Origin of the sequence: Tenacibaculum soleae, from assembly GCF_030549005.1 — a bacterium.
GTDB classification, from domain to species: domain Bacteria; phylum Bacteroidota; class Bacteroidia; order Flavobacteriales; family Flavobacteriaceae; genus Polaribacter; species Polaribacter soleae.
Genome location: NZ_JAUOSW010000003.1, coordinates 241,937 through 255,783 on the forward strand (window position 1 = coordinate 241,937; position 13,847 = coordinate 255,783).

Genomic DNA, 13,847 nt, shown 5'->3' on the forward strand with positions numbered 1-13,847 from the left:
TGTTTAAAATTTGTAATTTATGTTGATGTTAAAGTTTGTACCAGGCATAGGGCGTAAATTTGAAAAATAATATGCTTTATTAAATATATTATTTACGGTTAGCCCAATTATTGGTAATTTTATTTTTTTTGTTGATAAATTATAAGTCATTCCTATATTCTGTACATTAACAGGCTCTAGAGAATAAAAACTTAAATTTGTTTCGTTAGTATATGTTTTACTTTGGTATAAACCTTGTAAAAAAATAGTTGCTCGTTTGTATTTGTAATTGACAGTATAGTTTAACAAATGCGAAGGAGCATATGGTAATATTTTAGCCGTTTCTTTATTTGTTGCTTTTGTATAGGTGTAGTTAGATGAAATATCAATAGTATGTTCTCCTATTTTTTTTTGATAACTAATAAAAGATTCTACCCCTTTATTTACTACATCACTTACATTTTTTGGTATCCATAAATTACTTCCTCCTGCTGGCAACCAAAGGATTTTATCATTTGTATGTATATAAAATACGGTTGATTTTAATACTACGTTTTTATTTTTATATGAAATACCTATTTCTCCCTGAAGTGAATTTTCTGGTTTTAAATTTAAATTACCTACAATAGGCCAGTAACTTTCATTATAAGTAGGTGTTCTATAATTTGTAGAAAAATTACTTAAAACAGTAAATTTGGGTGATACTTTATATTCACTTCCAATAAATATTGAAGTTGGCACATTAAAATCAGAGTTTAATTCTTTTCTTACTTGTAAGTTTGTAAGTAACTTTTCAAACGGTTTATATTTTATATTTCCAATAAAAGCTACCGAATTTCTTTTTTTAGTAGTTATTTGAGAGTTACTACCTGTTATGTTTTCAAAAGTTGTTTTGTAATTAAAAGATATTATGTTAGAAGGTTTGTAAGTTAATGAATAATTAGCGTGAATGGTTTTAGATTTCCCAAAACTAAAATTGTCAGCATTTTTATTATCATAATATCGATACTCTTGTGTTAAATAAGCAATATTTATTAGTTGTTTAAATTGTGATGAATAACTATAATTCCACTGTAATAAATTACGTTGATTAAAATCTTCATTTCTTTCACTACCAGCTGATGGATTAGGTAATCCATCTGAAAATAAACGATTACCATAATAGCCAGTTGTGTAAAAGGCTAATGTATTTTTTGAACTAAATTTATGAGCTATATTAAAACTAACGCCATAATTTTTATAAGTCCCGTTTTCGTTTTTTAATAAATTACCATTAGTGTCTTTATATCTATCGTCAATAAACGTATAATTATTATCAGAATAATTAACTGTAGAAGCTAATTTTACACTCCATTTTTCATCTCCAAAAGAGCTTTTAAAAAAATTAGACGTTGTATTGTAACTTCCGAAAGAAGAAAATAAATGGAACTTTTTATGCTTTTTAAAATTTAACTCATCATTTAAACGAACTGTTCCACCAATAGCTCCCGAACCAAATTCGGTACTATTACCACCACTTTGAACAATTATATTATCACTAATATTGGCTGATAAAGAATTAAAATCTGTTTGTCCGCTTCCTATTGCATTAATCGGTATCCCGTTCCATAACACTAAGGTATTAGAAGCTGAAGTTCCTCTAAATCTAGCTGTGCTAACTCCTCCATTACCATAATCTCTAAATGAAATAGGGCTATTATAACGTAAAAGATTTGTAAAATTAATTGGGTTTTTAACTACTTGTTTTTCATCAATTGTAGTTGACTCTGCACCAATACGTTTTCCAATTGTTCTTATTTTTCCGTTTACAATAACTTCTTTAAGTTTATTGACAGAAATTGTGTCTTTTTGAGAAAAAAGAGTGTTAACAAAAAATAACAAGAAGATACTTAATATTGTTTTCATAAATATACTAAACCTTTATCCCGAAAGTTTGAATTATTTAAAATCTAGGCAGGTCTCCTGGCTTGCGTCTTGTAATTGGTCTTCCCATTTATAAATAAACAGTGACTTAAAGATTAATTACAAGCTTAATAGCTTACAGTTGCGGGAACAGCTTCGGTATTTAACCGAATTCCCTTTTAATTTGATGCTATGTTGCTAAACATCAAAACCTAAAATTTTGCGCAAATGTATGTTATTTTTTTAATTATCTAATACCAATAAATCATTATAATTAGAAAATTTAACTTTTAAATTGTCTGGTATATTAAAGTTCTTAGGATGAATCATTGCTGCTAAACACGCTATTCCGTCAACTAAAGTACTTGCAGACGATTGCGTAAACATGGCAAAATCGGCAATATAAACCTCGCCATTTTTTACAGCTCTTAAAGAACTCCATTCAGGTTTATCTTCTAAAAAACGCATATCCTCCATGGTTCTTTCAATACCATAACCACAAGGAGCAATAATTAAAACTTCAGGATCATATTTTACAATTTTATCCCAAGAAATAACAATACTATCTCCTGATGGGTGCGATAATAAATCAACTCCACCAGCATACCCAATTTGATGCGGAATCCAATGTCCGCAGTTAAATAAAGGATCTATCCATTCTAAAAGCATCACACTTTTAGATTGCAGTCTGTTTGCGCGTTGTGTATCTACTATTTTATAAATACGTTCTTTTAAATCATTCACATATTTAACACCTATCTCCTCTTTGTTCATTGCCTTTGCAATTGTTAAAGCATTATCAAAAACATCTTCTAAAGAATTTGGTGTTATTGATATTAACTCTGGTGTTTTAGCTAATTTTAATGCAGATTTAGCTACAGACTCTGTATCAATCTGGCAAACATCACATACATCTTGTGTGAAAATAATATCAGGTGCGATGCTTTCTAAAACAGGTTCATCAACATAATATAAAGTACCGCCTTCAGCTTTAGTTTTAGAAAAAATAGTATTTATTTCTTCACTAGTTAAGGTTTGTCCTTCTAATTTATAACGTACAGCAACTTGTTTTTCATCAAGCGCAATTGCAGGGCACTCAAAGGTAATACCTTGTAAATAATCTTGTAATCCCATATCATAAATCATTTGGGTTACTGCAGGCATAAATGAAGAAACTTTCATAAAAAATATTTTAAGCTGCTAAAATACATAGTTATCTAGTATTATTTTCTTTTTCTAAAAATCTTTCTAATCTTTGCTTTTAAATTACTTCTTTATTATGATGTATTATATAAGTGGCGGAGAGCGTTCAGGAAAAAGTAGTTACGCACAACAGTTGGCTGAATCATTATCGGATTCACCTTTTTACTTAGCTACTTCAAGAATTTGGGATGCTGATTTTAAAAAACGTGTAGATAGGCATATTTCCGATAGGGATGAACGTTGGATAACTATTGAAGAGGAAAAAAATATAAGTACCGTAATTCCTAAAAAAGCAACCGTAGTTATTGACTGTGTTACTTTATGGCTTACTAATTTTTATATTGACACTAAAAATAATGTAGAAGAAAGTTTACGTTTAGCTACCCAAGAAATAGATAAATTGATTGAAATAGATGCCAATATTATTATTATTTCTAATGAAATAGGAATGGGTTTGCATGCTGATACTAAAATTGGCCGAAAATTTACTGAATTACAAGGTTGGGTAAATCAATACATTGCTAAAAAAGCAAATAAGGCTACTTTTATGGTATCTGGATTACCTTTAACTTTAAAATAAAAACATGTATTCTACTAGCATATTACCAGTTTCTGCAACCATAAAAAAAGCACTACAAGAAAAAATAGATTTTAAAACGAAACCAATCGGCTCTTTAGGAGCTTTAGAAACGATTGCTTTACAAGTTGGGCAAATTCAAAACACCCTTACCCCTATTTTAAAGAAACCTAGTATTGTTGTTTTTGCAGGAGATCATGGAATTGTAAAATCAAAATCTGTAAGTCCTTATCCACAAGAGGTAACCCAACAAATGGTGTTAAATTTTTTGAATAACGGAGCTGCTATTAACGTGTTTTGTAATCAAAATAATATTGATTTAACTATTGTTGACGCTGGTGTAAATGCTGATTTTAAGGAAAATGAGAATCTAATACATGCTAAAATAGCAAAAGGCACAAAAGATTATAGTATTACACAAGCCATGACAACAAATGATTGTTTGTTAGCTTTAAATAAAGGGAAACAAATAGTAGCTAAATTATTTAAAGAAGGTACAAATACCATTGGTTTTGGCGAAATGGGAATCGGTAACACTTCATCTGCTGCTTTATTAATGAGTTATTTTACCTATACGCCAATTGAAGATTGTGTTGGTAAAGGAACAGGCTTAAATGATGATGGTGTTACTAAAAAAGGACAAATTCTTAGAGGTGTATTAGATTTACATGAAAAAAACATTAAAAACCCGATGGATGCTTTAGCTACTTTTGGTGGTTTTGAAATTGTAATGATGTGCGGAGCCATGTTAGAAGCTGCATCTTTAAAAATGACCATTTTAATTGATGGTTTTATTGTTACTGCCGCTTTATTAGCTGCTCAAGCCATTAATAAAAACATTGTAGATTATTGCTTATTCTGCCATACTTCTGGTGAGCAAGGCCATGAACAAATGTTGTCTTTTTTAAATGCAAAACCATTATTAAATATTGGATTACGTTTAGGTGAAGGAACTGGTAGTGCCATTGCTTTTCCGATAGTACAAGCAGCTGTAAATTTTTTAAATGAAATGGCTACTTTTAAAAGTGCAAATGTATCTGAAGCTTAATTTTATGAAAAATCAAATCCATTATTTTTTAACTGCTGTTTTATTTTTCACTCGAATTCCGTGCCCTAAATGGGTAAACCATTCTCCTGAAATATTAAATAAAAGTAGTCGTTATTTTTCTTTAGTAGGTATTCTTGTAGGTACAATTTCAGCACTTACTTTTTACGGAGCTTCTTTTATTTTTAATCCTCTAATAGCTATTATTTTAAGTTGTATCACTTCTGTCTGGACAACTGGTGCTTTTCATGAAGATGGTTTTGCTGATGTTTGCGATGGTTTTGGTGGCGGATGGACGAAAGAGAAAATATTAACCATCATGAAAGACTCTCGCTTAGGAACTTATGGTGTTATAGGCTTAATTTCTATTTTATCAATAAAAATAGTCAGTTTAAACGAGTTGCATAATCACTTAAATAAAATTCCGTTAATACTTATCTCTGGTCATGCTATTAGTCGGTTTGTAGCCACCGTTTTACTATATACTCATGAATATGTTAGGGATATTGACACTGCTAAAGTGAAGCCTACAACACAAAAAATGAGCACAAAAGCATTGGTTATTTCAGGTTTTTTTGGAATATTACCGCTTATTTTCTTTCAAGATATTAAAGTATTCGGAGTTTTAATTCCATTATTTTTAACCTATTTATACATGAGTCGTTTATTTAAAAAATGGATTGGCGGACAAACAGGCGATTGTGCTGGAGCTTTACAACAAGCTTCTGAAGTTATATTTTATTTATCATTACTTGCTATATGGAAATTATTTTAGTTAGACATACTACTCCCGATATTGAAAAAGGAATTTGCTATGGGCAAGCTAATATTGGTGTTACTAATACTTTTAATGATGAAATTAAACCTATTTTAAAAGAAATTCCTATAAACGATATAGAAACACTTTATTATTCTAGTCCACTTAAAAGATGTAAACTTTTAGCCGAACAATTTTCTGATATTATTATTTATGATAACAGGCTTAAAGAACTCGATTTTGGAAATTGGGAGTTAAAAAAATGGGATGACATCAACAAAAAAGAATTAGATATTTGGATGAAAGATTTTGTGAATGTTACTACCACAAATGGCGAATCTTATTTAGATTTACACGCTAGAGCTGTTAAGTTTTTAGAAGAAATAAAAACTTTAAACAAAAAACGCGTTGTAATAGTTACTCATGCAGGAATTATTAGAAGTTTATGGTCATATATTAATAAAAGAGCTTTAGAAAACTCGTTCGATTTAAAACTTAATTATGGACATATTATAAAATTTACCTTATAACAATCATGAAACATTTATTATCCTTAATAATTTTTTCTTTATTTTTTATTCAATGTAAAAAATCAGAAAAAAAAGAAAATTTAGCCATAAAAACCCCTTCATATACTATAAAATATGCCAAAGGTTTTGACATTATTTCTGAAAATAATCAAAAAAAATTAATCATTAAAAAAGTATTTCAAAACTCTGAAAAGCAGTTTAAATTTACACTTACCAACAAAACTAATATTGCTAAGAATCAAATTAAAGTTCCTGTAAGTAAATTAGTAGTTACCAGCACAACTCATGTGCCAATGTTAGAACTTTTAAATAGTGAAGATAAGTTGATTGGTTTTCCACATGCAAAATACATTTCATCAGAAAAAACTAGAAAAAGAATTGAAGCTGGTAAAATAGTTGAACTTGGATCTGAACAAAGTATGAATACCGAAAAACTAATGGATTTACAGCCAGAATTAGTTGTTGGTTTTTCTTTACATCCAAACAGTAAATTATATGATAATATTAAGAAAGCAGAAATTCCTGTAGTTTTTAACGGCGAATGGCTTGAAGAAACTCCGTTGGGTAGAGCCGAATGGATTAAATTTTTTGGTGTTCTTCTTAATAAAGAGAAAGAAGCTGATAGTATTTTTAATGCTATTGAAAAAAATTATTTAAAAGCTAAAAAAATTGCAGCTAAAAACACTAACTCTCCAACAATATTATCAGGAAGTATGTTTAAAGATATATGGAATGTTCCTGGAGGCGAAAGTTTTGTTGCTACTTTTTTTAAGGACGCTAACTTAAAATATTTATGGGAAAATACTAAGGGAACTGGAAGTTTACAATTAAGTTTTGAAAGTGTTTTAGACAAAGGTAAAAATGCTGATTTTTGGATTGGTTGTGGTTTATACGAAACAAAAGAACAGCTTTTAAGTGCTAACAAACATTACAAAGAGTTTGATGCGGTAAACAAGGATAAAGTTTTTACTATTGGAACAAAAAAAGGAAAAACTGGTGGACTTATTTACTTTGAGTTAGCACCTATAAGACCAGATTTAGTTTTAAAAGATATGATTAAAATTACCAATCCAGAATTACTACCTAATTACGAATTAACTTTTTTTAGAAAAATGAAATAATCTATTATTTATTTTCTTCAATGGTTCGAAAAGTTAAATTAATTCGAGGTCGATGTATTTTTTTTGTTGGTGGTAAACGATGTAACCAATGCGTTTGTGTTTCGTCCTTCATCACCAACAATGATCCATGTTCTAACACCTTATAAACTGTTTCTTTGGTTGTTTTATGTTTAAAACCAAACTTACGCTCAGCTCCTAAAGTTAATGATGCAATTGCACCATTTTCTTTTAGGTCTTTTTCTCCATCACTATGCCATGCCATACCTTCGGAACCATCGTGGTATAAATTTAACAAACATGAATTGTAGGTTTCTTCTGTTTCTTTTTCTACTATTTTTTTTAACTCTAATAGTTCTTTTGTAAAAATTAACGCTCTTTTGGTTCGATTAGAATATGAATATTCAAAAGGATTTTTGGCATACCAAGCTACCTTTCGTTTAGTTTCTATTAATTTTCCAAAAATAATAGCTTCATCATTTTTCCATTCTATATTTTTTAAAAGATGACTGTAATATTCATCAGCTTTTTTTCTAGATAAAACAATCCCATAATAATTTACAGTTCCATCTTTAGGAAGTAAATTTTGAGGCTCTTTATCAAATTGTGAAAATAAATCCATAATGGCTAAAAATAAAAAATCTCCTGTTTATAAAAGGAGATTTTCTATTTATTATTAATTTCTAAATTTATTTCGTGTAATAATATATTTTAATTTTTCTTTTAAATCACTACCAGTATCATATACCATTTGTTCATTTGATGGAAAACCTACAGATTTTAATTTTGTTAAACCATAAAAAGTTTTATCTAAAGCTCTTCTATCTCCATCGTAATCAGCATAGCTATGTTCAAAAATAAATTCACTTTCTATAGGATAACTCTCTAATAATTGATTTGTAGTATTATTAAAATATTTAACAACCCCAGATACTCTACTACTTTTAAATTGAGTAAAACGATATAATTTACATCTTATTTTTCTAAAATTATCAACTTTAATTTTATTTCCTAAACTATCTTTTACATAAACACCTTTATTATTTTTTAAATACTTAAAGCCATCTTTAATTTGTTTTTCTTTTATAATTTCTTTTTCATGAATTTGCTCAGGAGAAATATCAATTCTTCTAATATTTAATTCCAAATCAAAATCATACTTAATCTGTCTTATTTTTTCAGAATGATATACTGTCCATAAATCATTTAAACCATAAGTATCCATTGCTAACAAATCATCTTCTAACCTGCTAGGAATTATCAAATCAGTTTCATTACTTACTGATAAAAATACATAATCTGTTCCTTTTGCATGTGCCTCTTCAAGTAAATCTCTTGTATTTTTATAATTTGAATTTACTTTATCTAAATATTTAAATTCGTCAAAAGCTTTTCTATAATTAATTTTATTTTCTCTTCCTTTACTCAATAAAGCAAGTCCTTTATTATATAAAAAATCAGCATAATTTTCTTTTGCTTTTATAATTTCATCATTATAGTTTACCAAATAAAATTTTGCGTTTTTACCTGTTAAATTATTTTTAAGAGGCAATAACGGTTTTATTTTTTCTTGTCTATTATTTAATCTTTTATATAAATTATATATTGTTTCTAAATTTTCTGGTTTGCCTTCTTTTTTTAAAAATGAAATTTTAGAAACATCTCTATCTGTTGCTTTTTTAAAAGCATTAGATAACATTACAACATAGGGCTGATTTTTTTCTTTATTTTTATTTTTTATTAAATTTTTAACTGATAAAGATATTGCCTTATCATAATCGCCTGAATTTATAGCTTTTTCTGTTGTTTTAATGCTACTACAAGAAATTGTTATAAGTGAAATAAGAATGAGTAGTAAAGTAGTTTTTTTCATGTTTTTTTGATTTTATTAGAACAGACAATTATAATGCCAATAGTTAATTTTTTTAAATTACTTATTCTAATAATTTTGCCATTGCTATTTTAACAACTTCAATATTGCGTATTTTATTAGTAGCGCTAACATTTTTTTGCTTTTGTACTATTTGTCGTAATAAATTGATTCCTACTTTATCAAAATTATATTGTTTGTATTGAATACCTTTTGCTACAATATCATCCGCTAAATTTTTAATAGCTTCAGTATTATTGCTTTTTGCAATTTTTTCAAACGCTTTTTTATACAACGATTGTATTTTTTTATTTTGACTTAAGTACATTCCAGCCATAACATTACCTGCAATAAAGACCAACTCATCATCGTCATTCTCTTCTAAATAAATACGAGTTAACGGGGTTGCTATAATATTTTTAACTGCTACTGGCAATGTTTTTGATTTTTGAATAGCCAATACCTTATCTATGTAATACATGCTCACTAACGACTTACCTAGCACTGCATATGATTTACTTTGCAAACCTTTTTCAAAAACCGCCTTTAATTCTGGATCGGTTAATTTTCCTAGCGTTTCAATAGCAGCTGCTTGTACCAAAGTTTTAGGATCATTCATTGCTATTCGCTTAATATTATCAATAACCTTTTTCTTTGATCCTTTATAGATTAAATTGATGTTTTTTAAGGCTAAAATTCTAATTTTATAAAAATCATTATTCATTGCATTTGCGATGGCTTCAAAAGCTTTGTTATCATCTTGTTTTTTTGCAACTTCAAGTAACGCTTCTTTTTTATGTATATAATTATCGGCATATTTTAGTTGATGTATATAATCGCTTAACACTTTATTTTCAACAATATCGCATAACAAAACCCCGTCTGCATTTACTTGAATTAAAGTAGGTTGTTTTCTAAAAGGAAAGGTAAATGATGCATCTTTACCTGTTACAAAAACGTTGTGACGTGTACGCTTACTTCCTTCAAAAACATCAATAGCAAAAGGAAATTTAAATTCATTTGCTTGGTTTTGAATAATATTTACCGTTACTGTTTTTCGTAATTTATTATAATCATACGAAATTTCTAAATTCGGGTGTCCACTACTAAAATACCATTGATTAAAAAACCAATTTAGGTCTTTTCCACTTACTTTTTCAAAAGCTAAACGTAATTGATGAGCTTCGGCTGTACTGTATTTATTATCAGTTAAATATTTATTTAATCCGGCATAAAAAGCTTCATCACCTAAATAGTTTCGTAGCATATGTAAAATTACACCACCTTTGTTATAGCTAACTGCATCAAACATATCTTCTTTATCATGATACTTAAAACGAACTAAATGTTTATCGTAATTTTGTCCGTTTTTATACCCTTCAATAGTTGCTAATAAATGAGCATCAGCATCCTCTTTACCGTACTTATATTCGCGCCATAAATACTCACTATAATTAGCAAAACTTTCATTAACGGTTAAATTACTCCAACTTTCAGCAGTTACTAAATCGCCAAACCAATGATGAAAAGCTTCATGAGCAATGGTGTTTTCTTGTATGTTTTCATCAATCAATTGCCCTGGCATTTGATAGGCATTTTCACCATGAATAACAGCTGTTGTGTTTTCCATAGCACCACTTACATAATCGCGTCCAACAATTTGCGCATACTTATTCCAAGGATATTCTATTCCAGTAATTTTTGAAAAGAATGCTAACATTTCAGGTGTTTTTCCGAAAATATCTTTTGCATAAGGTGCATATTTTTTTTCTACATAATAATCTACCGGAATATTTTTATACGTGTCTTTTATTATTTCATACTCCCCCACTCCCATAAAGAATAGATATGGTGCATGTTTTTGCGTAAAATTCCAGTAATCGGTTCTTGTTCCGTTATTGTTATTTGTTTGTTTTTCTAGCTTACCGTTTGAAAGTGTTACGTACTTATTAGGAACAGTTATATAAATTTCTTGTGATGTTTTTTGATTTGGTGCATCTATTGTAGGAAACCAACAACTGCTTGCTTCAGTTTCTCCTTGTGTCCAAATTTGTGTAGGTTTATTTTTATCCAACCCTGTTGGATTGATAAAATACAATCCTTTAGCTGATGTTATCGCTGCACTTCCTTTTTGTTTTACTTTTTCAGGACGTGCGGTGTACTTAATATAAAGTGTAAAGTTTTCATTTTTTGTATAAGCACGAGGTAAATCAATTATCAACTTAAAATCATCGTAATTATAGTCTAAATTTTGGTTATTCATCGTTATTTTATGAATAAGCATTGCTTTAGCATCTAAAGTAACTTTATTCGTTTTATAAAAGTGTGGCTTTAATGTTATCCATGCTTCACCATTTAACTGCTTTTCCTTAAAGTTAAAATCAACTTTTAATTTTGTGTGAATTAAATCGTGAACTTTATCTTTTTCTGCTCTATAATTATTTTCAGACTGTGAAAATAATGTAAGTGAAAAAAAAAGTATTGTTAAGGTAAGGGCTTTTTGAAGCTTCATAAAATATTTTCGTTTGAATGTCAAAAATAGGAAAATCTATTGGGAGGCTTGTTAATGAGTCGTTAAAAAGAAAAAGCCATCAATAAATTGATGGCTTTTTTATACTTTAACTATTAAGATTACTCCACAGTAACTTATTCAGTTTGATTTGTTTGGTTTTTATTTTTTCCTAAAAGAGATTTAAACTGACTTAAATCTAAATTATTTGCATCTACTTTCGATTTTTTCATCATTTCCATAATCTTACCAGGGTTCATGTTATCTCCTAAAATACGTGCAATACCAACGCCCATTTCTTTACCATAACCAAAAGCTATAATTTCGTTAATAGCATCGGTTTTTCCTGAATAGTAAATTGCAGCATGCATGCCATCTTTTTTAAAATTGATTAATTTTTTGTAGTCAGAATTTTTTAAAATTACTTTTAATTTATTTTTTTCTTCTTCATACATTTTTACGTCAGTATCTTTATATGGTAAACCGGTAATGTTCACTTTACGAATACTTTCAAATGCCTTTTTATCTTCTTCTGATGCTTTATCCATACTTAATTGAAGTACACTTGCAGGAACATCTAACGTTATAAATTCTTTTTTATCTTGACTTTCTACTAAATATCCTTGTAACGATGTTTCTTTTTTACAAGAAACAGTAGCAAAAACAACTAATAATAATGAGTACATAAATATTTTTTTCATATTGATTCTTTTTTAGGGTTTATAAAAAAGGAGTAAGAAATACATTACTTACTCCTGTATAAAAGTGATTTTAGTTATTACTAACCTTTACATTTTTTTCTTTTGAAAATGTTTCAACTAATTTCGACATTTTATTAATATCGATTGTTCCTGTTAAAGATACAATAACCGATTCTGCCGCCCCTTTTTTAGAACCTTTGTCTTTTACAAACATTAAAACTTCGCTAACAAAATCTTTATTTTTTGTTGATTTTACATAAATTTTAACACGTGATCCTTTATCCTTTACACGCATTAATTCTATTAAATTATTTTTAGTAACTGATGATTTTACCATCCCTTCCATCTGTGAAGAAATAGCAGAATCTTCTGTAGTAAAAACTTTTAATTCTTTTAAGTCTTTTATCATATTAAAAACTTCAATAGCTTCGTTGTCTCCTGAACCTACATTAAATTTTGATAACATTTCAAAAGCATCTTTATTTACTACTACTGATGATACTTCATCGATGTCTTCTAATTTATCAAACATTGATTGCCCAAAAGTTAAGTTTGCTGTGAATATGAATACGAATATTATAATTATATTTTTCATGATTGTCTTGGTTTATTAAGTACTTGGTTTTACTTTGTTTTTTTATTAATTTACTTTACTAATTACTTTATTTACTGTTTTTTCGTAGGTGTTTAAATGCGCTAAAGCTTCATTTCCTTTGTTTAAGTTGTTTGAAACGGCATACAGTGCCTCGTTTCCTTTGTTTAAATTGACAGAAAGTAGTTGTAACGCTGCTGTTACCTGCGCAAACTGTTTTCTTTGTTGATGCTCTTGATACTTTTCATTACCTACAAATACACTAAATAGTAAAACGACTGACGCTGCTACCGATAACCATTTCCAGTTCTTTTTAGTTTTCTCAGGTTTTAACTGAATGGTTTGGGTAAAGGTTTCGTTTTTACTTTGTTTAAAATAACTAAATAACATACTGTACTCTTGCAAATGAGGTGCCACATCATCAGAAGTAAAGTATTCTTGTAATACTTTTTCTTCTTGCAAGCTCGTTGTTGCTTCTAGGTATTTATGTACTAATTTTTCTATGTTAGCTAACTCCATAGTTATGTTGTTTTATTAATTGTTCTCGTATTGTTTTTCTTGCTCTTGATAAAGCTACTCTAACAGCAGTTGGTTTCATGTCTACCATTTTACATATTTCATCAAAATCATATTGTTCTATATCTCTTAATTGAATAATTGTTTTTTGTTGCTCTGGTAATTTTTCTATTAATTTATGTACTAAGCTTACACTATCATTATGCTCAACCTTTTTATCTAAAGACGTTTCCTTTTCTTTATAATTACTATGAACTAAAGTTAAATTACTAGCTTGTTTCGATTTTAATCGGTCATAACAATAATTCTTTGTCATCGTCATCGCAAATGCTTCTACATTTTTATAACCTGATAATTTCTCTTTATTTCTCCATAACTTAAAAATTAACTCTTGTGTAGCATCTTCAGCTTCTTCTCTAGAAACTAAAAGTCTTTTTGCTAAACGAAAAACTTTGTCTTTAAAGGGTAATACAACTTTTAAAAAATCTGATTGATTCATTGTTTAGTTAATTAATTTGTAAGCCATACTTTAAAATTACATCTTTATT

The 13,847-nt window shown here is 28.4% G+C and carries 14 protein-coding genes and 1 riboswitch; of the genes, 5 read left to right on the forward strand and 9 right to left on the reverse strand.

Features of this window, described 5'->3' with window-relative positions; all coding sequences use genetic code 11:
- Positions 1-3: 3 nt before the first annotated feature.
- Together Q4586_RS05660 and Q4586_RS05665 are read right to left on the reverse strand one after the other, a co-directional pair.
- The gene (locus tag Q4586_RS05660) at positions 4-1,884 is read right to left on the reverse strand and encodes a TonB-dependent receptor plug domain-containing protein (RefSeq protein ID WP_303527174.1); all 1,881 of its coding nucleotides are present in this window, start codon (positions 1,882-1,884) and stop codon (positions 4-6) included.
- Between the two features lie 30 nt (positions 1,885-1,914).
- Positions 1,915-2,112: riboswitch (cobalamin riboswitch) on the reverse strand.
- A 12-nt stretch (positions 2,113-2,124) separates the two neighbouring features.
- Positions 2,125-3,063 carry an ABC transporter substrate-binding protein gene (locus Q4586_RS05665; protein WP_303527175.1) on the reverse strand — a complete coding sequence of 313 codons (939 nt, stop codon included), beginning with the start codon at positions 3,061-3,063 and terminating at the stop codon, positions 2,125-2,127.
- Positions 3,064-3,160: 97 nt separating this feature from the next.
- Here Q4586_RS05665 and Q4586_RS05670 point away from each other — a divergent pair, with 97 nt between their 5' ends.
- From Q4586_RS05670 to Q4586_RS05690, 5 genes are read left to right on the forward strand one after another with little or no spacing between them, the layout of a single operon-like run.
- Positions 3,161-3,664, forward strand: a complete 504-nt coding sequence (locus Q4586_RS05670; RefSeq protein ID WP_303527177.1) for a bifunctional adenosylcobinamide kinase/adenosylcobinamide-phosphate guanylyltransferase — start codon at positions 3,161-3,163, stop codon at positions 3,662-3,664.
- A gap of 4 nt (positions 3,665-3,668) precedes the next feature.
- Entirely contained in the window at positions 3,669-4,709 is a 1,041-nt protein-coding gene (gene cobT / locus Q4586_RS05675) for a nicotinate-nucleotide--dimethylbenzimidazole phosphoribosyltransferase (protein WP_068705754.1), read from the forward strand.
- Positions 4,710-4,713: 4 nt separating this feature from the next.
- Positions 4,714-5,481 (forward strand): adenosylcobinamide-GDP ribazoletransferase, encoded by a 768-nt coding sequence (locus tag Q4586_RS05680; protein ID WP_303527182.1) that lies wholly within the window; start codon positions 4,714-4,716, stop codon positions 5,479-5,481.
- Positions 5,466-5,993, forward strand: coding sequence for an alpha-ribazole phosphatase family protein (gene cobC, locus Q4586_RS05685; protein ID WP_303527184.1), 528 nt, complete (start codon positions 5,466-5,468; stop codon positions 5,991-5,993). The genes Q4586_RS05680 and cobC overlap by 16 nt, the downstream gene beginning before the upstream one ends.
- 5 nt (positions 5,994-5,998) lie before the next feature.
- On the forward strand, positions 5,999-7,114 hold the full coding sequence (locus Q4586_RS05690; RefSeq protein ID WP_303527187.1) for an ABC transporter substrate-binding protein: 1,116 nt from the start codon (positions 5,999-6,001) through the stop codon (positions 7,112-7,114).
- A 4-nt stretch (positions 7,115-7,118) separates the two neighbouring features.
- Here the strand turns inward: Q4586_RS05690 and Q4586_RS05695 are convergent, their stop codons facing one another.
- The 7 genes from Q4586_RS05695 to Q4586_RS05725 all read right to left on the reverse strand — a co-directional run bounded on the left by Q4586_RS05695 (position 7,119) and on the right by Q4586_RS05725 (position 13,798).
- Entirely contained in the window at positions 7,119-7,733 is a 615-nt protein-coding gene (locus Q4586_RS05695) for an alpha-ketoglutarate-dependent dioxygenase AlkB family protein (protein WP_303527189.1), read from the reverse strand.
- Positions 7,734-7,787: 54 nt separating this feature from the next.
- Entirely contained in the window at positions 7,788-8,984 is a 1,197-nt protein-coding gene (locus tag Q4586_RS05700; protein ID WP_303527191.1) for a hypothetical protein, read from the reverse strand.
- A gap of 61 nt (positions 8,985-9,045) precedes the next feature.
- A complete protein-coding gene (locus tag Q4586_RS05705; RefSeq protein ID WP_303527193.1) occupies positions 9,046-11,493 on the reverse strand; it encodes a M1 family metallopeptidase in 2,448 nt (815 codons plus the stop codon).
- A gap of 134 nt (positions 11,494-11,627) precedes the next feature.
- Complete coding sequence (locus Q4586_RS05710; protein ID WP_303527195.1) at positions 11,628-12,191, reverse strand: GFO_1091 family lipoprotein; 564 nt, start codon at positions 12,189-12,191, stop codon at positions 11,628-11,630.
- A gap of 70 nt (positions 12,192-12,261) precedes the next feature.
- The gene (locus Q4586_RS05715) at positions 12,262-12,786 is read right to left on the reverse strand and encodes a GFO_1090 family protein (protein WP_068705742.1); all 525 of its coding nucleotides are present in this window, start codon (positions 12,784-12,786) and stop codon (positions 12,262-12,264) included.
- Between the two features lie 45 nt (positions 12,787-12,831).
- Positions 12,832-13,302 carry a PG0215 family putative anti-sigma factor gene (locus Q4586_RS05720; RefSeq protein WP_068705740.1) on the reverse strand — a complete coding sequence of 157 codons (471 nt, stop codon included), beginning with the start codon at positions 13,300-13,302 and terminating at the stop codon, positions 12,832-12,834.
- Complete coding sequence (locus tag Q4586_RS05725) at positions 13,289-13,798, reverse strand: GFO_1088 family ECF-type sigma factor (protein WP_068705736.1); 510 nt, start codon at positions 13,796-13,798, stop codon at positions 13,289-13,291. The genes Q4586_RS05720 and Q4586_RS05725 overlap by 14 nt, the downstream gene beginning before the upstream one ends.
- Positions 13,799-13,847 lie beyond the last annotated feature (49 nt).